The sequence below is a fragment of the Methyloceanibacter sp. wino2 genome (assembly GCF_003071365.1).
Lineage (GTDB): Bacteria > Pseudomonadota > Alphaproteobacteria > Rhizobiales > Methyloligellaceae > Methyloceanibacter.
In genome coordinates this window covers 1,733,552-1,756,371 of record NZ_CP028960.1, presented here as the reverse complement: position 1 = coordinate 1,756,371, position 22,820 = coordinate 1,733,552, and the positions used below count along the sequence as shown (strand labels likewise).

17 protein-coding genes are annotated in these 22,820 nt (G+C 60.6%); 10 read left to right on the top strand and 7 right to left on the bottom strand.

Annotation, left to right across the window (positions count from 1 at the left end; genetic code table 11):
* Positions 1 to 13: 13 nt before the first annotated feature.
* Positions 14 to 2,206 carry a GtrA family protein gene (locus DCY11_RS08160; RefSeq protein ID WP_159079883.1) on the top strand — a complete coding sequence of 731 codons (2,193 nt, stop codon included), beginning with the start codon at positions 14 to 16 and terminating at the stop codon, positions 2,204 to 2,206.
* Between the two features lie 99 nt (positions 2,207 to 2,305).
* Positions 2,306 to 3,391 (top strand): glycosyltransferase family 4 protein, encoded by a 1,086-nt coding sequence (locus DCY11_RS08155; protein WP_159079882.1) that lies wholly within the window; start codon positions 2,306 to 2,308, stop codon positions 3,389 to 3,391.
* On the opposite strand, the gene DCY11_RS08150 is transcribed toward DCY11_RS08155, so the two are convergent.
* On the bottom strand, positions 3,388 to 5,358 hold the full coding sequence (locus DCY11_RS08150) for an acyltransferase (protein WP_159079881.1): 1,971 nt from the start codon (positions 5,356 to 5,358) through the stop codon (positions 3,388 to 3,390). The genes DCY11_RS08155 and DCY11_RS08150 overlap by 4 nt on opposite strands.
* A 134-nt stretch (positions 5,359 to 5,492) precedes the next feature.
* Between DCY11_RS08150 and DCY11_RS15500 the strand changes: the two genes are divergently transcribed.
* From DCY11_RS15500 to DCY11_RS08135, 3 genes are all read left to right on the top strand, one after another.
* Complete coding sequence (locus DCY11_RS15500; protein WP_159079880.1) at positions 5,493 to 6,530, top strand: hypothetical protein; 1,038 nt, start codon at positions 5,493 to 5,495, stop codon at positions 6,528 to 6,530.
* A 515-nt stretch (positions 6,531 to 7,045) separates the two neighbouring features.
* Entirely contained in the window at positions 7,046 to 9,487 is a 2,442-nt protein-coding gene (locus DCY11_RS08140; protein ID WP_159079879.1) for a glycosyltransferase, read from the top strand.
* Positions 9,488 to 9,524: 37 nt separating this feature from the next.
* Positions 9,525 to 10,508 carry a sulfotransferase gene (locus DCY11_RS08135; protein ID WP_108682467.1) on the top strand — a complete coding sequence of 328 codons (984 nt, stop codon included), beginning with the start codon at positions 9,525 to 9,527 and terminating at the stop codon, positions 10,506 to 10,508.
* Here DCY11_RS08135 and DCY11_RS08130 read toward each other — a convergent pair.
* On the bottom strand, positions 10,505 to 11,677 hold the full coding sequence (locus DCY11_RS08130) for a glycosyltransferase family 2 protein (protein WP_108682466.1): 1,173 nt from the start codon (positions 11,675 to 11,677) through the stop codon (positions 10,505 to 10,507). The two genes, DCY11_RS08135 and DCY11_RS08130, sit on opposite strands and share 4 nt — an antisense overlap.
* 182 nt (positions 11,678 to 11,859) lie before the next feature.
* On the opposite strand from DCY11_RS08130, the gene rfbC reads away from it, so the two are divergent.
* Genes rfbC through rfbD form a run of 4 tightly spaced genes read left to right on the top strand, consistent with a single transcriptional unit; the run spans position 11,860 to position 15,356 of the window.
* Positions 11,860 to 12,426 carry a dTDP-4-dehydrorhamnose 3,5-epimerase gene (rfbC, locus tag DCY11_RS08125; RefSeq protein ID WP_108682465.1) on the top strand — a complete coding sequence of 189 codons (567 nt, stop codon included), beginning with the start codon at positions 11,860 to 11,862 and terminating at the stop codon, positions 12,424 to 12,426.
* 10 nt (positions 12,427 to 12,436) lie between these two features.
* The gene (gene rfbB, locus DCY11_RS08120) at positions 12,437 to 13,513 is read left to right on the top strand and encodes a dTDP-glucose 4,6-dehydratase (RefSeq protein WP_108682464.1); all 1,077 of its coding nucleotides are present in this window, start codon (positions 12,437 to 12,439) and stop codon (positions 13,511 to 13,513) included.
* 39 nt (positions 13,514 to 13,552) lie between these two features.
* Positions 13,553 to 14,428, top strand: a complete 876-nt coding sequence (gene rfbA, locus DCY11_RS08115) for a glucose-1-phosphate thymidylyltransferase RfbA (RefSeq protein ID WP_108682463.1) — start codon at positions 13,553 to 13,555, stop codon at positions 14,426 to 14,428.
* A gap of 37 nt (positions 14,429 to 14,465) precedes the next feature.
* A complete protein-coding gene (rfbD, locus tag DCY11_RS08110; protein WP_108682462.1) occupies positions 14,466 to 15,356 on the top strand; it encodes a dTDP-4-dehydrorhamnose reductase in 891 nt (296 codons plus the stop codon).
* Position 15,357: 1 nt separating this feature from the next.
* Here rfbD and DCY11_RS08105 read toward each other — a convergent pair whose 3' ends face one another.
* The 3 genes from DCY11_RS08105 to DCY11_RS08095 all read right to left on the bottom strand — a co-directional run bounded on the left by DCY11_RS08105 (position 15,358) and on the right by DCY11_RS08095 (position 18,610).
* Positions 15,358 to 16,770, bottom strand: coding sequence for a mannose-1-phosphate guanylyltransferase/mannose-6-phosphate isomerase (locus tag DCY11_RS08105; RefSeq protein ID WP_108683741.1), 1,413 nt, complete (start codon positions 16,768 to 16,770; stop codon positions 15,358 to 15,360).
* 193 nt (positions 16,771 to 16,963) lie between these two features.
* Positions 16,964 to 17,590 carry an ABC transporter ATP-binding protein gene (locus tag DCY11_RS08100; protein ID WP_159079878.1) on the bottom strand — a complete coding sequence of 209 codons (627 nt, stop codon included), beginning with the start codon at positions 17,588 to 17,590 and terminating at the stop codon, positions 16,964 to 16,966.
* Positions 17,591 to 17,731: 141 nt separating this feature from the next.
* Positions 17,732 to 18,610, bottom strand: a complete 879-nt coding sequence (locus DCY11_RS08095) for an ABC transporter permease (RefSeq protein WP_108682460.1) — start codon at positions 18,608 to 18,610, stop codon at positions 17,732 to 17,734.
* 165 nt (positions 18,611 to 18,775) lie between these two features.
* Here DCY11_RS08095 and DCY11_RS08090 point away from each other — a divergent pair, with 165 nt between their 5' ends.
* Positions 18,776 to 19,591: a sulfotransferase gene (locus DCY11_RS08090; RefSeq protein WP_159079877.1), complete on the top strand. Its 816-nt coding sequence runs from the start codon at positions 18,776 to 18,778 to the stop codon at positions 19,589 to 19,591.
* 12 nt (positions 19,592 to 19,603) lie between these two features.
* On the opposite strand, the gene asnB is transcribed toward DCY11_RS08090, so the two are convergent.
* Together asnB and DCY11_RS08080 are read right to left on the bottom strand one after the other, a co-directional pair.
* The gene (asnB, locus tag DCY11_RS08085; RefSeq protein ID WP_108682458.1) at positions 19,604 to 21,532 is read right to left on the bottom strand and encodes an asparagine synthase (glutamine-hydrolyzing); all 1,929 of its coding nucleotides are present in this window, start codon (positions 21,530 to 21,532) and stop codon (positions 19,604 to 19,606) included.
* Positions 21,533 to 21,690: 158 nt separating this feature from the next.
* A complete protein-coding gene (locus tag DCY11_RS08080; RefSeq protein WP_159079876.1) occupies positions 21,691 to 22,740 on the bottom strand; it encodes a class I SAM-dependent methyltransferase in 1,050 nt (349 codons plus the stop codon).
* Between the last annotated feature and the right edge of the window lie 80 nt (positions 22,741 to 22,820).

Below are 22,820 nucleotides of genomic sequence, written 5' to 3'. Positions count from 1 at the left end.
TGAGATTTCACCCGTGACGCGAACGGCGGCCTCCCAAAGACATGCAAGCGCCGAGTTTGCGTATTTTCTGCTTGTCGGCGCCACCATCACGGCCGCCAACATCTTGGTCTACTACGTCCTGGTGAGCGTCGTCGGACTGACGCCGGGGCTGTCCGCGGTCATCGCCTTCGCAATTCTCGTACCGCCGCATTTCCTGAGCTACGCGAAGATCGTGTTCGGCCATAGCGGCGTTAGCTGGTCCGTACTTTTCCGGTATGTGCTGACGCTCGCTACGAGCTGCGGCGTCAATCTCGCACTGGTGCACTTCTACTGGGCCGTCTTGATGGCCGACCCGCTCCCGGCGCAGGCTCTCGCCCTGCCGGTCGTACTTGCCACTAACTACCTGCTACTCAAATTCTGGGTCTTTCAGGGTCAGCCGGCAGACCAAGAGGGCTCCCGTTTCAGCTTAGCTCTTGTCGCCGCAATCATCGCTGCCCTGTCGGCGTACTTCGCCATGGTTTGCATGGTGCTCTACGTGCATCCAATGCCCATCGCAGACGATTGGCGGCAGCTCAACGACTATTTCTTGCGCAGCCCCATGGAGGCTATCTTCAATCGCCAAAACGGGCATTTGCTGATCGTGCCGAATGCGCTGATGTACGCCAACCAGATCTACCTAGACGGCCGCATGAGCAACCTGGCGCTGGTGAATATCGGTTTCCTGGGGTTGTTCGGGCTGGTTGCCGCAGCCGCTGCCGACACGACGCTTCGTCACCGCAAGGCTCCAATCGACATCCGCCTTGCGACCGCAGCCGTGATCATCGCATTCCCGTTCTGCTTGCTACAGCCCGTCACCCAGTTCTGGGGCCTCGGCGTCCACAATCACTTGGCGATCCTCAGCACAGGCCTTGCGGCCTTTGCGGCAAGCGGGCTCTCGGGACGGCTCGACCGAGTCAAAACAATGATCTTGTTCGTCCTTGCCGCGGCCATCGCCGGCACGAGCTTTTCCGCAGGTGTCGCTGCCTGGAGCCTTGGCTTTTTCGGGGCCATCGCGACCCGCGCAAGCTGGCGCGTCGTGATGCTGTATTTAGTCGTAGGCCTCGTCGGTGCAGCACTCTGTCTGGGTGTTGGAACGAGTGGAACCCCCGTCGATCGCGTCCCAGGGATAGCCAGACTTGCCGCCGCAGTGCTCGTGGCAGTCGGCAACGCGATGTCGCCACTTTTCCACCACCTCCGCGATCCGGGGCGGTGGAATGTCGCCTGTGCGATCGGGGCCGTTGCCGTGGTCGTCTGGATCTTCGGAACCGTGCAGCACCTCGCATTGACGCGCGGCGATCCATACGATCGCAACTTCCTCGGTGCGCGATTTTTCCTCTTACTGTGCTGTTTCGCTTTGATAGCCGGCTTTCTCATTGCCGTAGGGCGCCAGGACCTAGAGAACGCGACGCTCGCTCCGCGGTTCGCAACATGGTCGACGGTCTTCTATCTCGGCATTGTCGGCTGGGGCATTCTGGAGGTCGATCGCCTGACCGCTGGGATGGCGAGAAAGCGCATTCTATACTCGGCAGGACTCGCGCTGCTCGCGACCGTGCTCGTGATCGTCAATCTCAATGTCGTCGACAGGAGAGTACGTGCCGTACAAGCCTACGACACGCGCCTAACCACGGAAATGACGGTCAATCGCGATAGCCGTCCGACCGCAACACAACTGTGGCACAACCGGACTGACGTATGGCTCCGCGTCTTGCATGAATTGATCGAACGGAAGACGAATGTCTTCGCCAGCGGCTGGGCCCGACGCTACGGCTCCAGCCTTCCGCCATCCACGGCCGATGCGAAACGTGATTGTGTTTCTCGCGTCGCGATATCGGAAACGCCGCGCGCCGACGAGTGGCTGGTCACGGGTTGGATCTTCAGGAAGGGCGTCGTGGCCGCGCCGATTTCCACGGTGTATTTTACAGACGATACCGGCGACGTCGTGGGATTTGCCAGACCTGTCTTTGCGCCGAGGTCCTTCCACAAGGACAAGACGTACACGGCAAACCGGCCACTTTGGGTCGGCATTGCGCAGGACCTTCGTATTCCCGCTATCGGCGACCTGCCCGGACCTGCTGGTGCGATGCAAGGTAGGATCCGGCTCGCGGCTGCGAACGCAGCCGAGGTGCGGAAGCGCGTTGCAGTGACGGGCGAGAGCCGGAATGGCTCTTGGTGCAAGCCGATCCCATAAACGTGTTTGCACTTGGGCTATAGGTGCTGGCAAATGGGGACCTTTGAGGGGCCGCACACACAAGAAAGGACCACTCAGATTTCCGCGTCGAAACCATCGGTGACGTTCCTGTATCTCGGCCGAAGGGGCTCTCTCGGCCAGTTCACACGCGAGTTGATCGCTGCGGCGGATCGAGATTCGGCACGTGTGTCGCGTTTCATCGTCTCGGACGACGGTCCCGTCGGTGGAAAGGATCAGGACACTGATGCCGTTTTTTCGGTGCCGACCTTTTCGCGGGCGACACCCGTCAGCGTGGCGCGCAACTATTTCGCTGCGCGCCGCATGATTTTGGACCGGCTGCAGCAAGACCGGCCCGACGCCGTCGTGGCCCTCATGCCCCATGTGTGGACGCCTCTCCTGGCACCAGCCATAAAAGGACTGGGGATCAGATACGCGCCGATCATCCACGATGCCCGGCCTCATCCAGGCGATTCCACGGCCTGGACAACGCGCTGGCTCTTGCGCGATGCCAAACACGGCGATTCCGTGATTACCTTGAGCCAAAACGTCGCCGACAAGCTCGTGGAACAGCGCAAAGCTACCCGCGAGCGGACCGTGCCGCTCTTTCATCCCGACCTTGCTTTTCAAAATACCTTGAAACAGCGAGTACGGGATCGTACCCGGCCCTTGCGTGTCCTCTTCTTCGGCCGGGTCATGTCCTACAAGGGCTTGGCGCATTTGACCGACGCGATCGAGATTCTGCACGGTCAAGGCATGGATATCGAACTTGGCCTTGCTGGGTCAGGTGACCTCGGAAAGGAACGAGCCAGGCTCGAAGCGCTCGGTGCGGAGATCATCAACCGCTGGATCGACGAGAGTGAAGTCTCTGGGATTCTCGACCGCTACGATGTCATGGCTTCGCCCCATGTCGAGGCAAGCCAATCCGGGGTCGTGGCGACCGCGCTGGGGCATGGCATGCCAGTCGTTGCCATGCCGACAGGTGGCATTACCGAGCAAATCGTAGACTCCGAGACAGGAATTCTGACCAAAGACATCACGGCGATGGCGCTTGCCGAGGCAATCAACCGTCTTGCCACGGAGCCTGACCTTTACGACACCATCAGCTCCCACATCGTAGCCAGAGCCGACGACCGCTCGATGACGCGCTTTCTCGAAGAGATCTACGCAAGCGTGCTCGCGACTTAGCGGCCAACGGGAGGAAAGCCGATCTTCTCTAGATCCGCACCGTAAGATTCTGCCATGCGGCGCGCGATCAGCCTCGACAACGGAAGGGACCGATGGTGCATATCGTAGCTGAAGGGCTCGCCGTCCGTTTCGACGATGCAGGACTTCAGCGTTCCCTCTGGACACAGAAGTGCCATCTCGTCGATGAAGAGGAAATCCAACGTATCCGCTTCTGGGACTTGATTGGTTTTGGGACCGTCAAAATCTGCGACCGTGACGTTCTCTTTCGCTTTGCAGACATCGAGCGTGCCGAAACGGTTTGCCAAATCTGGGCAATCGGCCGAAAGATTGAGGTATGGGCCCATCACAACGAATGTGATGTTGGGATTGCGCGTCTGCATCCATTTGAGAACAGCCCACGCCTCGCGCGCATAGGCGCCGAACGGATCGTTCTGGCCCAGCACGACGATATCAATGTTCTCGAGAAAGTCTGGCCGATTTAGCACCGCAGCGCGCGCGGGACACTCGGCGTGGTTGGCAGACGAATGGATGCCGGCCTCGTCCAGCGTAAGGTCGCAACGATTTATCGTACTGAAGTAGATCAAATTGACATCGTCTGCATCGCCGTAGAGCGTTGCGAGACTATTGTAGGCATCAGGCTCGTGCGAGTTGCCGAAAACGAGGACTTGGAGCGGCCGATCCATGTGGCAGCGCTCTGAACTGTCGATCTTGTCGATGCGACACCCTTTCCGGATGAGATCGAAACGCGCGCTCTTTCCCCCCTGAATCTGCTCGGCCGTGAGCCCGGCGTCGCGCCCCAAAAAACCTGTGGCAAGTGCACTTGCCAACGCCACCGTGATGACGGCACCGGCAGCCACGACGGGCGCGAATCGGCGCGTAGGAAACAGCCAGCTCGTCTTGCGCCGGGCGGGCTGCTCAATGAACCGATAGAACAGGAACGCCAGACCGATCGACGCGGCGAGCATGGCGGCCGCGGCGGCAGGGCTCGGTTCCCGGAATGTCAGGTTGCGATAGAAGACAATGATCGGCCAATGGACCAGATAGAGCGAGTAGCTGATCAGCCCGATGCCAACCGCGACGGGGTTCGTCAGCATGCTGCCCACGAAGGTCGCGCGTGCCGCCAAGATGACAAGCAGCGCTCCCACGCACGGACCAAGGGCCCACCAAGACGGCCAAGGAACCTCGGCGGGCAGAAGCACAACGGTCCAAGCGATGAGCACCAAGCCGAAGAGCATTGCCGCTTCTTGGACCGTTCGCGATAAAGGCATTTCGCGCACGAGCCAGACACCGGCCGCACCAATTGCGAATTCGTAGACGCGAAAGGGCATCAAGAAGAACATCGCGGATATCGGTTCGTGGAGCCAGCCGGGCCGAAACCAAACGACCAGAATATTGGCGCTCAGGCTGGCAGCGCCGAGGGCAACAAGCCCCGCCCATAGTGCCCGACCGGGCCGCAATACCGCGAGCCCGAGGATGACGGCGGGCCAGACGAAATAGAACTGCTCCTCCACGCCGAGCGACCAGGTATGGAGCAAAGCCTTGGAGTCGCTCGCCGCATCGAAATAGCCGCTCTGCAGCCAGAACAAGATATTGGACACCGATAGCAGCGCGGCAACGCCTTCATTGCCGACACGCTGAGCAGCGGGGCCCGGCAGGAGCAACCCGGCTGCGAGTACGGTGAGCACAAGCGTCGCCAGCAGCGCTGGGAAAATTCGGCGCAGGCGTGCCATGTAGAAATGGCCAAACCGGAAGCGGCCCGTCGCCTCGACCTCGCTCACGATCTTCCTGGTAATCAGATATCCCGAGATGACGAAGAAGACGTCGACGCCCGAATAGCCGCCTTGAAAGCCCGGCACACCGAGGTGGAACAGCAGAACTGCGAGAACCGCCACGGCACGAAGACCGTCGACATGCGGCTCATACTGCTGCGATGAGATGCGGTAGGCTGGTCCGGCAGATGCTTTCAAGGGTAGTCTCTCGGCAAACGGCCTGAACCAGTAGCCCATTGCTTCTGTGGACTAAAGACCGTATCTGACCCAGCCCCATTTTTTTGGTACAGACAGCTGAAGATCTGCAAGCCGTGGAGTCATCCCAAAATACCATGGGACCTACCAAGGAACTCATTCTGCATATTGGGCGGTCCAAAACCGGCACCAGTTCCCTACAACACTACCTCAGCAACAATAGAGCTGCGCTTGTGGCCAGGGGAATCTGCTACCCGAAGACGGGATGCGGAAATGGTGTTGCCCACCACGAAATTGCGCGCGCCTGCTGCAATCTCGGCCTGTTCGGCCCGAAGCTTCGGGCGCTGAGAGCAGCCTTCGAGGAGGAAGTCGCGCCGTTCGACAGGCTCATCCTGAGTAGCGAGAATTTTCAACAAGTATTACTTGCCCATCGTTTGCTATATTTTTTTGGAGACTCTGGAGCTTGGCCGAATGAAGTCCTGAAACACTACGTATTTCCGTCAAAAAGAATAAGACCTTATCGCATAACGAGCATTTGTTACCTAAGAGAGTATTTGGAGTATGCATCAAGCTCCTACGCCCAGAACGTACAGAATTCCAATCAAACGCGAAATTTGACACAATATTGCAAGAAACACTTTCGTAGGCCGCTGTCCAAGTTCGTAGATCTGTGGAAGCGCTTTTCGGATGACGCGATCTTTGTCGGGTATGACAGACGAAAGCTGTTCCAGCAGGACGTCGTCGCGGACTTCTTTAACCGCATTGATGTCCCTCCCATGGCACCCGTCACCGAGACCGATGCCAATCCCTCGATCTCCGGCAACCTGCTTGCCTTCAAACTTCTTGTGAATCGAAATGTGCCTCACACGCGCGACCTGTATCGCGCCTTTAGAGACCTCGCGTTGCTCGACGCCCGCTATCGTGGCCGCATGTTCGTGAGCGATGCCCTGTCGGCGGCGCTGCGCAAACGCGGACGGAATTACAATGCCCGGCTGGAGCAGCTTGTCGGGCAAGTCGAGGAGCGCTCATTCGAAAATGGGAACCGCTTCGATGCCAGCCAGTGGAAGCATGACATGGAGTGCTTTCTCGACCATCCGAACCTGTCCAAGCTAAAGGACCGGCCCGAAATCTTCCGCACGCTGGCCAATGATGCGGCGAAGCTTGTGCCTCAGTGATGTATCGCTATTTTTCTTGAGCTTTGTGCCCCCTCATATTGTATTGAGTTGGGCAGGCGCGCCAAGACAATGGGTGGGGGCGCGCGGCGGCCCAATCCAACAGTATTTGTATGAACGGAAAATTAGACCCTAGTCGCTCGGACCCTGCGGCAGGCTCCGACAAGAAAACGGCGCCAATAGCTGATCCCGCTCAGTCCGATGGTCCGCCAGCGGACACAGTTACTTATGGCGACGACCTCCCCACACGAAGAAGACTGTCGCGGCACGCGAGGCGAGCCATATCATCTGTCAAGCAGGGCGCTCGCGTCGCCGGACGGACGACAATCGAGGCGTTGCCGCTTAGCAGCGCCGAGAAAGTCCGGATAAAATATCTGATCTTATCGGTTGTGGGACCCATTTTCGGGGTGCGTCGCGGCTATTTGGAGGCCAAGAGGGGGGATACCGCTAAGCGCCTCGGCGCGCTCAAAGAGCGCTACCGGGATCTCGCCACAACCGCGCGCGGGTTTGGTCGCGACATGCCATCTCGAAGTGTCTCTATCGTGGTGCCAGTCTACAACGAGCTGAGCCATACGCTGAGTTGCATTGCCGCCATTCGGAAGAATACCGCCGAACTCGACTACGAGATTATCCTGGTAGACGATTGCTCCACTGATGGCACGCAAGCAGCCTTCGCTCAAAGTCGCGATCTCCTCTATGTCCGCAACGAGAAGAACCTAGGTTTCATTGGATCCTGCAACGCCGGCGCCAAGAAAGCCCGCAAGACCTATATTTGCTTCCTGAACAACGACACGAGTGTCCGGCCCTATTGGCTGTCGGCTTTGGTGAATACTTTCGAGCTGCACGAGAACGTCGGGTTGGCGGGCTCCAAGCTCGTGTACCCGGACGGCCGCCTGCAAGAAGCCGGCGGCCTTGTTTGGGAAGACGGTTCGGCGTGGAATTGGGGCCGGTTTCAAGATCCGCACGATCCTCGCTACAACTACGCGCGGCATGCGGACTTCTGCTCCGGCGCGTCCATTCTCCTTCCGCGACGGCTTTTTGAGAGCGTCGGCGGGTTCGACACTCTCTATACTCCTGCCTATGCCGAAGACGTCGATCTCGCCTTCAAGGTGCGGGCGCTCGGCCTGTCGACGATTTATCAGCCTCTGTCGCAGGTGCTGCATTTCGAGGGTGTCTCAAGCGGCACGGACACCTCTCAGGGCATCAAGAAATACCAGGTCGAAAACCTGGTGAAGCTGGCTGCAAGATGGGCGCCCGCGCTCGTCGGCCAAGGCTACAGCGAGGATGCGGACCGGCATTGCGATCGTGGAGTGGTGGGCCGGATCCTCGTGGTCGATCAGATCACGCCGGAACCCGACCGTGACGCAGGTTCCGTAGCGCTTCTCGAAGTTTGCCTGGCTTTGCGCGACTTGGGCTACAAGATCACCTTCATGCCGAGTTCGAACCTTTGCGACATGCCGCCCTATACGGACCTCCTCGGAGCCCTTGGAATGGAGTCGGTCCTGCTCCCCTGGGCCAAATCCGTCGGCGACCATCTCAGAGACCACGGTTCGTCCTATGACGCGGTCATCGTGTCACGGCCCGACACGTGGTTCGAGCATATCGACGACATCCGTAGCCTCGCGCCGCAGGCGAAGATTGTCTACGACGCCTGCGACCTTCATTTCCTGCGTCACCAACGCGAAGCTGAAACGGTGGCGAGCGCGAGCATGCAAGCGAAGGATGAGCTCGAAATTGCCAAGCGTGCTGAGCTGGATCTGATCGCAAGTGCCGATGTCGGCATGGTTCACTCATCCGCGGAGAAGGCGCTGGTGGAGCAAGAGCGGCCCAACGCCCGGGTGGTGGTTGTCCCGATTATCCACGAGCCCCGCGGCAAGGGGAAACCCATGGAAGAACGATCCGGCATTGTCTTCCTGGGCGGGTACCGTCATCCGCCGAATGTCGATGCCGTCGAGTACTACCTTTCCGAGATCCACCCTGCTGTCAAAGAAGGCATCGACGAGCCCGTTGTCTTTACGGCAGCGGGCAACGCGCCGCCGGCAGCATTCGAGGAGCTCGCCAGCGCAGAGATCTTGGTGCCGGGCTATGTCGAGGACTTGGAACCGCTCCTCTACAATGCGCGGCTCATGGTTGCGCCTCTGCGTTACGGCGCGGGCGTCAAAGGCAAGATCCTCAGTGCAATGGCGCACGGCCTGCCGGTGGTGACGACTTCGATCGGGGCCGAGGGCATCTCCGACCAGGACGATATGCTGGTTGCGGATGACCCGAAGTCGTTCGCCGAGGCCGTCTGCCGGCTCTACTCCGACCGCGAGCTGTGGCACCGGCTGCAAGGCGCCGGTCTCGCGTTTCTCGAAAAAAATACCTCCTGCGATGTCGCGCTCAGAATTATGGGCGGCGTGCTGGAACAGCTTGGGCTGCCGTACCTTCGGTGGCGCGTTCCCGAGGCCGCTCAACCCGGGGGAGCATCCAATTTTGGTACCCCGACATACTTGAGCGACGTACGTGCGCTCGTCGGCGCGGGGCGCCGTCTGCTGATGGACACTGACAATATCGACCTGGTCATTTTGCCGGATGGGGTCGCTGCCCCTCAATGCGATTGGACGCCGATAATGGCGCACCGTTCCGGCTGTACCGAACGCTTGCGGGCTGCCCGTTCGATCGTGGCGATCGCGGATGCGGCCGATGAGAAAGCCACCGAGGCACTTGGCCGGGACCTGTCGACGTCACTCGGCGCCGACGCGAACTGCGCGGTTGTTTTCGCACCGCCCCGTGTGACTGCAGGGCCTCGTGGCTATGCCATCAAGGCGCCTTTCCGTGACACCGAAGTCCAAGATATACACTTGCCGTTTCACGAGTCGCTTGGCGACCATTTCAACATATCAACCCACACTTGCTCGTGGCACATTGACAAGAGCCTGACGGGATTCCCATCCATCGCCGTTCTACGGATTGGGGCCTAGGGATTCTCAGCCGCAATAATTTTGTAGAGAGACTGAAATGCCTCAGCCCATTTTTATTATCGGCTCGCCGCGTTCGGGAACCTCGATTCTGACTTGGGCGATCGGCCAGCACCCCAACATCGCGGTGCAGCCGGAAACCAACTGGATGCCGATCATTGCCCAAGCTGCTGTCGATGCGTACAAGCTCGGAACGGCTCGTCAGCAATTTTCTCAATTGAGCTGGGCCAAGCTTCCCTTTGAAGACTTCATCACGCGGTTCGGGAAGGCCATAGACGACATTTCGCTCGACTGTTTCGAGCGCCGTGTGGAATTGGCCATCCCCAATTATCGCGACAGCAAGGGCAAACCACACGAGCGTTCGGCCGGGCCGCTCATCAAGAGTGCCGACGAGCCCAAGCAAAGATGGGTCGACGGAACGCCGGAATACTCTTTCTCTACTTATGCACTCGGACTCATGTTCCCAGACTGCAAATTCATTCACATCCTGCGGCGTCCCGACCAAGTGGTGAATTCGCTCGCGCACTTCTCCAATCTTGGCTACGCGGATACCCAGAACAAGAGCATCGCAAACGCATTGGGCGTCTGGATGCGGCATACCGTTGCGGCGCGAGACGCTGCCAACTATTTCGGACAATCGAGACTGTTGAGAATTGATCATGCCGATCTCGTTGCGGACAACGAGAGCGTCATGTCGCGCTGCTTCGAATTTCTCGGTGAGCCAAATTGCGAAGGCGCCGCGGCATTGCTGTCGAAGAAGAAGATCAACAGTTCCTCTGCCGACGACGAGCGCCAGACGACGTTGGCAGAGCTCGAAAGCAGATCCGATTACGTACAGGCAACCGAGCTATACGAAACGCTGCGTGACAGCGACGTGCCGGTGTGCGGCGATCCTCGTGCCCTTTCCGAACAGCTTCGCAAGTTCGCCCCCGAGAGTGCGGCTCTCGGAGAAAAGCTAAAGAGCGACCCGCTTGATGGCGCGACCAAAGCACTTAATAAGCTTAAGACCAAACTAGGCCACTAGCGGCGAAGACCGCATAGCTCAAGGAGCTGGTCGGCAACGTCGCTGTCCGCGAAGGCGAAGGGGTAGACCTCGCCATCACTGCCGAGCTGCGCCTCTTCCCCGTTGGGTTGCAACAGAAATTGGGGCGAGCCCGGCGGAGAAACCGCGTCCCCTCCCGCCGTCGACACAAGCCGCGCCAACACCGCAAAGCAGACCGCGCGGGCCTCGTTCCGGTCGAGATAGCCTCGAACCAGCCCTGCGTAGTCCGGGTGGCGGGCCAAGAGCCGGATGAGACCCTCGCGCGCCCGGCGCTGCGACGAAGCCCCGAAGCTCTGTCCAGCTTTATGGTAGACGTACGTGTTGGGCGCGAGGACGTTTCTAAAGCCCGCGTGTCGCGCCCGAAGGCAGAAGTCGGCCTCCTCGCCATAGCCCGCACCGAATTCGAGATCGAAGGGGCCGACGCGATCAATGGCGCAGCGCGACATCGCCATGCAGAAACCGACGCCGCGAGGGATATCGATGGGCTCGAACGGACCGGCGGCTTGGAACGCCGCATCGATTTGCACCGTTGTCATGCCGAATGGGCGTTTGTTCTCGTAGTTCAAATCGGGAAAGCCCGCGCCGTAGGCATTGCTTGAGAACGGCGTCACGGATGCGATGTCCGGGTTCGACCTCAACGTCCGGATAAGGCGCCCAAGGGCGCCAGGGGGCACCTCGATATCCGTGTTGAGGATGATGACGTCCCGTTCCGAGGCAGCCAATCCCCGATTGCAGGTCTCTAGAAACCCGACATTACGGGCATTCTCGATCAGGGTCGCGTTCGGGACTGCGGCAACGAAAGACTGCAACAGCGGCGAGAGCCGCGTATCGGCGCTGCAATCGTGTACCAGGACGACTTGGGCGAAGTGAGCCGCCTCCTGATGCAGGGTGCGGAGCAGGCCGTCAACTCCTTCGAAGTCGTTGTAGACCGGCACCACGATGTCCGCATCCCATACCGCGGGACGCACATCGGCCCGGGTCGCCCCCGACGCTAGGCGGGGCACAGTCCGGATTGGGCGCTGGCGCGACGTCCGATTCAGATAAATGAGCCGCGCATAGTCCGCCAGGATGCGCGGCGCGGCGGCGCCCCCGATCCGCAAGGCGGTCTTGACGATGCCTATGGCCGTCGAAATGGCTTGGAAAGCTGCCAATGGGACTGGGTCTTGACTGCTGTTGGTGGATTCTGCGTTTACCTAAATTGACTTAGCAGAGGGTACCGCGATTGGCACCCAGGCAATTGACGGTGTGCGCTGACCTAGGTTAAGTCCGCCCCTTCGGTAAACGCCGCGCTGTCCCTTTTGGCCGCGCGCGCCACCAGTTGCGGGGTTACCCAATGCTTGTCAGGCAACTCGGCCTGCCGGAAGTGCTTGAGATCGTGCCGAAGAAGCACGGGGACGCCCGGGGTTTCTTCTCCGAGACGTACAACGCCAAGCGCTTTGCTGAAGCCGGCATCGAATTGCCCTGGGTTCAGGACAACCACGCTTTTTCTGCGCACGTTGGCGTCTTGCGGGGTCTCCACTTCCAAAAACCCCCATTCGCCCAAGACAAGCTCGTCCGGGTGGCCAAAGGCGCGATCGTTGACGTTGCCGTCGATGTCCGCCGCGGATCTCCGCGTTTCGGACAATGGTGCAGCCTTCGCGTATCTGCTGACGACTGGAACCAAATCCTTATTCCAAAGGGGTTCGCACACGGCTACATGACGCTGGAACCCGACACCGAGGTCATCTACAAGGTCTCGGAGTTGTATGCCCCCGAGCACGATTGCGGGATCCATTTTGCCGATCCTGACATAGGTATAGTCTGGCCGCTCGACAGCATGACGCCAACCCTATCGGCTAAGGATGAGGTTGCCCCGCGCCTGCGCGACGTCGAGACAGGCTTCGAATATTCCGAAAACTAAGGAGCGAATTTTGAAGATTCTTGTCACAGGTGGTGCGGGATTTATCGGCTCTGCGGTCTGCCGCCACCTGGTTAGCGACCTTGGCCATGACGTCGTCAATGTCGACAAGCTCACATACGCCGCAAATCTCGAATCGCTCAAACCCATCGCCAACAGCCCGCTCTATCAGTTTCGCCAGCTTGATATATGCGACGGCGAGGCGATCCTCGATGTTTTGCGCAACGAGGCCGTGGACATCGTCATGCACTTGGCCGCTGAGAGCCATGTGGATCGCTCAATCGACGGCCCCGCTGTCTTTATAGAAACGAACATCGTCGGCACGCATTCCCTTCTTGAGGCTGCCAAGGCCTACTGGAACGAACTCAACGGTGAACGACGCGACAGGTTCCGTTTCCACCACATTTCGACCGATGAAGTCTTCGGTGATTTGCCCTTCGACGACAGTCTCTTTACCGAGGAGACGCCCTATGATCCGTCGTCACCCTATTCCGCATCGAAGGCGGCATCGGATCATTTGGTCCGATCCTGGCATCGCACCTATGGGTTTCCGGTGGTGCTCTCGAACTGCTCCAACAATTACGGGCCGTACCACTTCCCAGAGAAGCTCATTCCGCTTGTGATCCTCAATGCATTGGAGAACAAGACATTGCCCGTGTATGGCAAAGGCGACAACGTGCGCGACTGGCTTTTTGTCGAGGATCACGCCCGCGCGCTTGCGATGGTCGCCATGAAGGGACGAGTTGGTGAGTCCTACAATGTCGGCGGCAACTCCGAGCGCACCAATCTTGCGGTCGTCGAAGCCATCTGCGACATCGTTGACCAACGGCGCCCGCGGGAAGACGGCACCTCCCGCCGCGACCTGATCTCTTTCGTGATAGACCGTCCTGGGCACGACCGGCGCTACGCGATCGACGCGAGCAAGATCGCGGACGAGCTCGGCTGGAAACCCGCGCGGACGTTCGAGGAGGGTCTCCGAGAGACCGTCGACTGGTATCTCGCCAACGAGGAATGGTGGCGGCCGATCCGCGACGGCCGCTATGCAGGCGAACGGCTGGGGACCAAGAAACTTGTGGCGGGAGCCAAATAGGTTGGCCCGGTAAGCCGACTAGAAACAGGGATTGGGTTGATGAGAGGGATCATACTTGCCGGTGGAGCCGGGACGCGTCTGCATCCGATGACGCTGGTCACGTCGAAGCAGCTGATGGCGCTCTACGACAAGCCGATGATCTACTATCCGCTCGCGGTCCTGATGATGGCGGGGATCAAGGAGATCCTCCTCATCTCGACACCCGTCGACCTTCCGAATTTCAAGCGGCTTCTGGGCGACGGCGCCAAATGGGGCATCAAGATCGAGTATGCCGAGCAACCGCGCCCCGAAGGTCTGGCGCAGGCCTACATTATCGGCGCGGATTTCGTCGGCGATCAGAATTCGTGCCTCATCCTCGGTGACAACGTCTTCTACGGCCACGGTCTGTTGGAGCTTCTCGCCAGTGCGCGGGAACGCCCGACGGGTGCCTCCGTGTTCGCCTATCACGTCACCGATCCCGAACGGTACGGCGTCGTCGAGCTGGACGCGTCAGGCCGGGCCCTCTCCATTGAGGAGAAGCCGGCAAAACCGAAATCTCCCTGGGCCGTCACGGGGCTGTATTTCTACGACAACCAGGTCGTCGACATCGCTGCAAACCTCAAGCCGTCCGCGCGTGGCGAACTGGAAATAACGGACGTCAATCGTGTCTATGCGGAATGGGGGCAGCTCTTCGTTGAGAAGATGGGGCGCGGCTTTGCATGGTTGGACACAGGTACGCCCGACGCCCTGAGCGACGCGACCGCTTTCGTGGCCACGCTGCAGCGCCGCCAAGGTTTCCGCATCTGCTGTCCCGAAGAGACGGCTTACCGCATGGGCTTCATCGATCGCAGCCAGCTTGAGACGCTAGGTAGCGAGCTTGGCAAATCCGACTATGGAAAGTATCTCCTGTCCGTGGCGGCCGAGGAAACCGAGTAGGTCGGCCACGAACGCTTCCGATAGTGAGTAGAGTCCGATGCGCATTCTTGTGGCCGGGAACACCGGCCAGGTAGCCCAAGCACTGGCGGAATGCGCTGCGCACGGCAGCGGCCTCACCCTTCGCTCCCTCGGCCGCGACACCATGGATATTCGCGACAAGCCTGCCGTTGTGCGGGCCGTCGATGCGGAGCGCCCGGACATCGTCGTCAATGCTGCCGCCTACACCGCCGTCGACAAGGCGGAGTCCGACGAAGACGCCGTCTTTGCCGTGAACGAGACAGGCGCCCGCAATCTCGCCGAGGCGAGCGCGTCGGCGGGCATTCCGGTTATTCATCTGTCTACGGATTACGTCTTCGACGGCACGAAGCCGGACCCCTATACCGAAGACGACCCGGTCGCGCCCGCAGGCGCCTATGGCCGCTCGAAACTTGCCGGCGAAGTTGCGGTGGGCGAGGCGAATCCGCAGCACATCATCTTCCGCACCGCCTGGATTCACAGCGCGACGGGGCATAACTTCGTCAAGACGATGCTGCGTCTCGCGGCCGACCGCGATGCGCTCAACGTGGTCGATGACCAGCGTGGCAACCCGAGCTACGCCCCTCACATCGCAGACGCGATCCTGACGGTCGCGCGCGGCCTGAAGGCAGACGGAGCGTCCGCCGCTTGGGGCCTCTATCATTTGGCGGGAACCGGCGCCACGACCTGGTGCGGACTGGCGCGCGAGGTGTTCGCGCGTTCGCGCGCACTCGGCGGGGATTATGCCGACGTGAACCCCATCACGACGGCGGACTACCCTACACCGGCACAGCGCCCCGCAAACTCGCAACTGGACTGCGGGAAGCTCGCCCGTACATTCGGGATCGAGATGCCGTCCTGGCAGGACGGCGTCGCCGAATGCGTCTCACGTCTAGTGACGCGCGAGGCCTAGGTCAGTTCCGGTTGTAGATGTCTTCGATCCGGATGATGTCGTCTTCACCCAGATAGCTGCCGGTCTGCACCTCGATCAGCTCGAGGTCGATCTTTCCCGGATTGGCGAGGCGGTGCGTACACCCGATCGGCAGGTAGACAGACTCGTTTTCGTGGACCTGCATGACCTCGTTGTCGCGGGTGACCTCGGCGGTTCCCTTGACCACGATCCAGTGCTCCGCCCGATGGAAGTGCTTCTGCAACGATAGCCTGCCGCCGGGGCGCACCAAAATGCGTTTCACCTGGTGGCGGACACCCTCGTCGACACCCTGGTAGTAGCCCCAGGGCCGGTAGACGCGCCGGTGTTCCACGATCTCACGGCGCTTCTCCTGCCTCAGCGTTTCAACCAGCGCCTTCACCTTGTCGGCCTCGTTGCTGTTGAGAACGAGCACCGCGTCGGGCGTCGTGACCACGACCGCATCCTTGATGCCGACAACAGCCGTCAACGTCTCCTCGGAGCGCACGTGGACGTTCTCACAATCAACCAACAGCACGTCGCCGCGTGCTGAGTTGCCATGCTCGTCCTTGGCCAGGAAATCCTGGACCGCGTTCCACGTGCCCAGGTCCGACCAACCGACATCTGCTTCGACGACGGCGGCCCTGTCCGTCCGCTCCATGACCGCATAGTCGATCGACTTCTTGGTCGCACGCCCGAACGCCTCCGGATCGAGCACGACAAAGCCGAGGTCCGACTTGGCACCCTCGACCGCCTCGTCGACCGCCTCCGCCATCTCGGGCTCGAACCGCGCGATTTCACTCCGCATCAGCTCCGCCGGAAAGACAAAGTTGCCGGAGTTCCAAAGATAGCCTTCCGCGACATACCTGCGTGCGGTCTCCTCGTCGGGCTTCTCGACGAAAGCCGCGATGGTGTGTGCACCGGCGTCGCCGATCGGGTCCCCGGGCTGGATATACCCGAACCCCGTGGCTGGAAATGTCGGCTTGATGCCGAAACTTGTGACGTACCCTTGCCGTGCCGTGGCCACGGCTGCGTCGCAAGCTTCCAGGAACGCCTCGGGCTTCTCGTAGACGTGGTCGGCGGCGAACAGAGACACGATCATGTTCGGCCCGCCCTTCGCCGCCAAGGCGGCGGCAACAGCAACAGCGGGCCCCGAGTCCCGGCGCTCAGGTTCGAGCACGATGGTCGCCTCCAGGCCGCATTGCTCCAGCTGCTCGGCCACGAGAAAACGGTATTCCTGATTGGTGACAACGAGCGGCCGGTCGAACTGGCCGCTTTCGCCCAGCATCGTCACAAGGCGCTGAAATGTGGACTGCTCGCCGACGAGCGGAATGAACTGCTTCGGCAGCGTCTCACGGGATTCGGGCCAAACACGGGTACCGGCCCCGCCACACATGATTACAGGAACGCTTCGCGCCACCATCTCTAATCCCTCACTCCCTTAGTCCAATGATCGGATGGTCGCCACCGCGCCAGACACCGTGAGCCAAACATTGTGGAACCCAAGTTTCTCAGCGCAATGTGCCACAGTTTTCGTTCGTACTCTTTCGCGTTCTGGTCGTACGGAAAGCGCCTCTGCTGTGTCACAAGATCCTATAGGAGCGCCTCGCCGACTAGGCCTGTTGGTAGAGGTCGGATTCATAGAAGGCGATCGCATCATCGATGCTACCATCGAAAACGACCTTGCCGGATTTCAGTACGAGCCCTCGCGTGCACAGCTCCTTGAGAATGTCTGAACTATGGCTCGCGAAAATCAGCATACGGCATGAATCGATGTGACCGAGAAGCCGTTCCCGCGATCTCTGTACGAAGAATCTGTCGCCGGCGCTGATCCACTCGTCGAGAATTAGGATCTCCGGTTGGACAGTCGTCGCGACGGCGAACGCAAGTCTGAGCTGCATGCCGGAGGAGTATGTTCGCACCGGATCATCGATGACCTTCTCAAGCGCCGCGAACTCCAGGATGTCCGGGATATGCCGTTCGATCTCCTTCTTGGACATGCCCGAGCAATAGCCGCGCAGATAGATGTTCTCCATCCCCGTGGCTTCCTTCTCCATTCCCATCGAGACATTGAGAAGGTTCTGGGTTTTCCCCGAGATTTGGAGCCGGCCGCCGCTGGGCCGAAGGACGCCGGCAAGTACCCGCAGCAGGGTCGTCTTGCCGGCCCCATTTGCGCCGATCAACCCGACGCGGTCGCCGTCATTGAACTCAAAGCTCATGCCCTTGATCAAAGGGCGCAACTGCCTCTCCTTCCCTCGACCCAACAGGTCGCGCGCAACGGAAAAGCTGCGAATGGTCGGCCTTCGCCTCGTGATCAGGGGTACACTGAGGTGAATATCGCGCGCTAGGATATGGCTTTCAGTTTGCATTCGGACCCTCAGCTACACCCAAAGGGGGATATACGGCTTCGCACGCCTGTACACTATGCAGGCCACACTCCAGGCAATTAACGCAAGGAGCACGACGACACCAATTTCAAACCACGGGACGACGCCGTAGATCAGCGGCCCGCGTATGATCTCAACGAGGTAGTAGAACGGGTTGAGATAGATGAAGGGCCCGATCATTCCGGCTTTGCCGGTCGTGCCAGTCGACCAGATGATCGGCGTGAGAAAGAACGCGAGGCGCATCAATGACTGAAGCAGTTCGCCGAAGTCCGGATAGCGCGCCCCGAGCACACTGAAAAATAAGCACACGCCGAGGATCGTCAGCATCAGGAGGGGCACGGTGAGCAACAGGGCCACGGCAGCGGTAGTCAGCGGTATTTGCGTAACCACCATGGCGCCGACGACCACGATAAGGTTGTAGGCGAGGTTGATCAGCTGACCTGTGAAGTCGCGAAGGACGTAGTCGGGATAGTTCACATAACCATTCTGGATCATGCTGCCGTTCTGCTGGAACAGGCGGGAACTCTTGACCAAGAGTTGCTGCATGAAGGTCCAGAATACGTATCCGGCAGCAAGGTGCCCGAAATAGTAAGGATTGTCACCACCGAGCATCTGCGAATAGAGCGTCCCCAGCATCGTGACGAATGCCAGCGTACCGGCCACCATCCAGAACGCCCCGAGCGCCTGGGAACGATAGCGGACGCTGGTCTGGATCCAGGCGCCATACAGCCAGAAGCCCGGCGCCCGTAGCGATGCCAGCACATCGCGGATCAGCTCAGGCAGGAGAAACGTTGACCGAGGTGCGGATTGGCTGCCGCTGCGGGCGTCGTTCTTGGGCGTTTTCTTGGTATCGATCGGCGCTCGGCTATCCATTAGCGCTTCCGTGGACGAGACATCTTGTTTAGGCGCGATGCAGATTGGGCTCGCACTTCGCGCACTGGGTCTATATTAGGTCCGGGCGCATAGCAAGGCGCCTAACCGGCGCGCCCAGAAGCATTGTCCCACGACCCAAACAGCCACGATTCCAGCAAATTCTCAGTGACTAGACTGGTCTATATCGGCGGCTACGGCCGCAGCGGGAGCACGCTACTTGAGTACTTGCTGACCGCGAGTCCGAACGTCATTGCCTGCGGCGAAGTGGTCGCCTGCGCCAACGGGCAGTCGGCCGAGCTGTGCTCCTGTGGGGAGCCGCGTGAAGTCTGCCCCGTCTGGGGCAAGCTACTCAGGACAACGAGCCAGCCCGTCAACTGGTCGCATCTTGCGCTCACCAAAGCGGTCCTCGATCAGGTGACGCCGGACGACGCAATCGTGGTCGATTCCTCGAAGACGGCCTGGGGCTCGTTCCGGGTCCCATTCGCGCTCCAACAAGAGCTTGGCAAGCGGTTTGGGTTGATCCACGTCGTCCGCGATCCGCATGGCGTCTGCTGGTCCAATGTCACCGGCAGGCGGAGACGGCGCGGCAAGCTTCTTCCAGAAATTCAGTATTCGCCGATGCGCTTCGTGCGGCACGCCAGGAGCGTGCTTGGGTGGTGGGTCGCGAACATCGCTTGCGAATTCTTCCGCCGGCGTCATCCGGACCGGTATGTCCGGGTTCGCTATGAGGACCTGGCCAGTGCGCCAGATGCGGTGTTGGACACAATCTTCCGCCAACTTGAGCTCGGACCGAAACCGGACTTGGGTACGGTAGGGGAGCACAACAACCGCCACCAGCTTTTCGGAAGCCGCGTGCGCTTCACCAAACTCTCTCCGACCGACATTCGACCGGACACAAGGTGGCGCAGCGACATGAAACCGCTGGATCGCTGGGTGATTTCGGCGCTGACGTGGCCGTTACGTTGGCGCTACAGCTACTAGGCCGCGCGGCGCCTACACTGCTCGGCGCCAAGCCTCGAACATCAGTACATTCCAGAGGAAATGCTGCCAATTGCGCCGCCCCGACAGATGCTCCGCCCATTTGAGCCTGATCGGCGCCGGATCGAGATATCCAGCCTGCGCCAATTGAGTCGGATCGAGGAGATCCTCAGCCCAGTCCTTCAGCGGTCCCCGAAGCCAAGCGTCGATGGGAACGCCGAAGCCCATCTTGGGCCGCTCCACAAGCGCCTTCGGGACGTATTTGTAGAGGAGCTGGCGCAGCAGCCACTTTCCCTGACCGTCCCGAATTATGAGATTGTCCGGCAGTTGCCACGCGAACGCGACCACGCGGTGGTCCAGGAGCGGCACCCGCGCCTCAAGCGACACCGCCATCGAGGCGCGGTCGACCTTGGTGAGGACGTCGTCCGGCAGATAGGTCACCATGTCGGCGTACTGCATCCACGCCAACTCGTTCTTGAAGCGCTCCCGCACGTCCTTTGCGAATGGTGCCGGCTCAGGCCGGCGAGCGCCCCGGACCAGCGACCACGCCTCAGCCCAAGGGGAAACCAGAACGCGGTAGTAGTCGTCCGCGTCCGCGCCCAGCACGGCGGCAAGCTTGTGCAGCTTGTCGCCCGCCTGCCGTGGACGCAGCCCCGCCGGCACGGCTGAGAATAGGGCGTCCCACGTCTGCGGCGACGCCAACGACAAGAGCCTGGAAACGGCGCCGGGCAAAGGCCCGGGCAACCGCCGCAGCGCCCGCACCGCGCGCAAGCCCTGGGCGTAGCGATTGTAGCCTGCGAAGAGTTCGTCGCCCCCGTCGCCCGAGAGCGCCACCGTGACGTGCTTCCGCGTCATCTCCGACACCAGATAGGTCGGGATCTGGGATACATCCGCGAAGGGCTCGTCGTAGATCTGAGGCAGCTTCGGCACGACACTTTGCGCTTCCGCGGCGCTCACATAGAGCTCCGTGTGATCGGTACCGAGATGCCGCGCCACCGCCTTCGCAGCGTCCGCCTCGTTGTAGGCCGCCTCATGGAAGCCGATGGAGAAACTTCTGATGGGCGCCTGCGCGTTCGCCTGCATGAGCGCCGCCACGGTCGACGAGTCGACGCCGCCTGACAGGAACACCCCGAGCGGCACATCCGCGACCATGCGCCGTGTCACCGCATCGGTGAGGAGCGCTTCCAGTTGCGCGACCGCCTCGGTCTCGTCTGCCTTCAAGGGCAAAGACTGTCCGCGCACCGCCACATCGAGCGCGGACCAATAAGCGTGGCACCTGACGACGCCATCGGCTCGCACTTCGAGCATCGTGCCCGGTTCCAGCTTGGAGATGCCGCGATATATGGACGCCGGCGTCGGCACGTAACCGGTGCAGACGTAGGACGCGAGCGCCTCGCGATCGATCTCGGGCGGGAACCCCGGCAGCGGCCGCAATGCCTTCAACTCGGAAGCAAACGCGATGCGGCCATCGATACGCCCCCAGTAAAGCGGCTTGATGCCGAGCCTGTCGCGGACGAGCGTCAAAACCCTTTCTTGCCGGTCGAAGACGGCGAAGGCGAACATGCCGATCAGCCGCTCGACTGTCTCCGGGACGCCCCACGCCGAGAAGCCCTCGACGATTACTTCCGTGTCGGAGTGGCCGCGAAACCGGTGCCCCACCTGTTCGAGCTCGGCGCGGAGCTCGTCGGCGTTATAGACCTCGCCGTTGTAGGACAGCACGTAGCGCCCCGACGCCGACGCCATGGGCTGCGCGCCCGCGGCGCTGAGATCGATGATGGAGAGGCGCGCGTGTCCCAGCGCGACGCCGGCTTCGGGTTCCGTCCAGACCCCGTGCGCGTCAGGGCCCCGATGGTGCAGTACCCGCACCATGTCTTGCGCCAGCGCCTCCAGCGCCTCGCCCGTGTAAAGCTGTTCGGGGTCGAGCAGTCCTGCAATGCCGCACATCTAGGAAACCCAAAGCGCGGAGCGGGGGGAGGATGGGATCATAAGTCGAGAGACGGCATCGGGCCCGAGATTGTCAAGATGGCGCGCTGCAAGGTGCCGCTCTCGACCCCAGGCGATACCCATGGCGATCCGGGCGCCGTCGGGAACCACGACTCTGTTCAGCTTCGGCCAATGAACCTCGACAAACGATTGCGCGCTGACTTCACAAGCGCTGCTGCCTTCCTTAGGGGCGCCGTGACCTTCCACGAGCTCGACGTCAGCAGGGCCTTGTTCCTGCGTTCCTCACGCGCGATTTTCAGAACCTGGCGCTCGATCTCCAGCCCCTGGCGCTGGATCTCCGACCTCTGGCGCTTGATTTCCTGCTCCCGACGCTGGATCTCCTGCTCCTGGCGCTGGATCGCTGCGCCTCTCTCCTCGACGAGCTTCTTGATGCCGCTATCGAGATGTCGCGCCACGGCAGGCCCAATCAAAAGATTAGCCGACTTCTCGGGCGGCAACCTTGGTACCCAGTTCATCGGGTCGGAAATGGGAAACTCGGACCCCGTCAATAACCGAGAGAACGGACGGCCTTTGACCGTGGAGTGCTTCTGGACCACCAGCATCGAGTCGAAGAAGGCGAGCCTTGCAATCTGCGTGCCCAGCGCTTGCAATCGCGCCAGCTCATCTTGAGGCAGTCTTGGGCTCTCTTCGAAGTGATCGACGTTGAGGGCATCAATGAGATCTTTGGCCCACTCGATTGGCGCCCCCCTAAGGCGAAACCCACCGCCGTAGTCCGGCCAATAGCTCGTGTGCATATCCTCGATAATGTAAACCCCGCCGGGCTTCAGCCGCTCGAACAAGATGTCGAAGCTTGTGATCACGTCGCGCGCGAGATGCGAGCCGTCGTCAATGATGACGTCGAAACGCCTTTCGCCCAGGGCGCTCGTGACAAACTCCAACTGCGTCGCGTCGCCGATATGAATCTCTATGCCGTCACTGAACCTGAGCTCGCGGCATCGGCTGTCGACGTCGATCCCCACCACATGAGAGTTCGGCGGCAGCACTTTGAGCCAAAGTTCTAGCGAGCCTCCATTCTGCACGCCGATCTCCAGTAGTGAGAGAGGCGCTCCCCGCTCGATCCGTGGACCAAGTTCAGACTCGTAAACTGGAAGGTATTGCTCCCACTTGTCGCAAAGTAGGCCGCCATGTGCCCAGAACGCTTCTTTCAAGTTGGCAGAGCCCATTGCCCAATCTCTGGTTCTGGAACTTCGCAAGCGCGACCTATCCGTCCCTCTAGGCGGCGCAGATT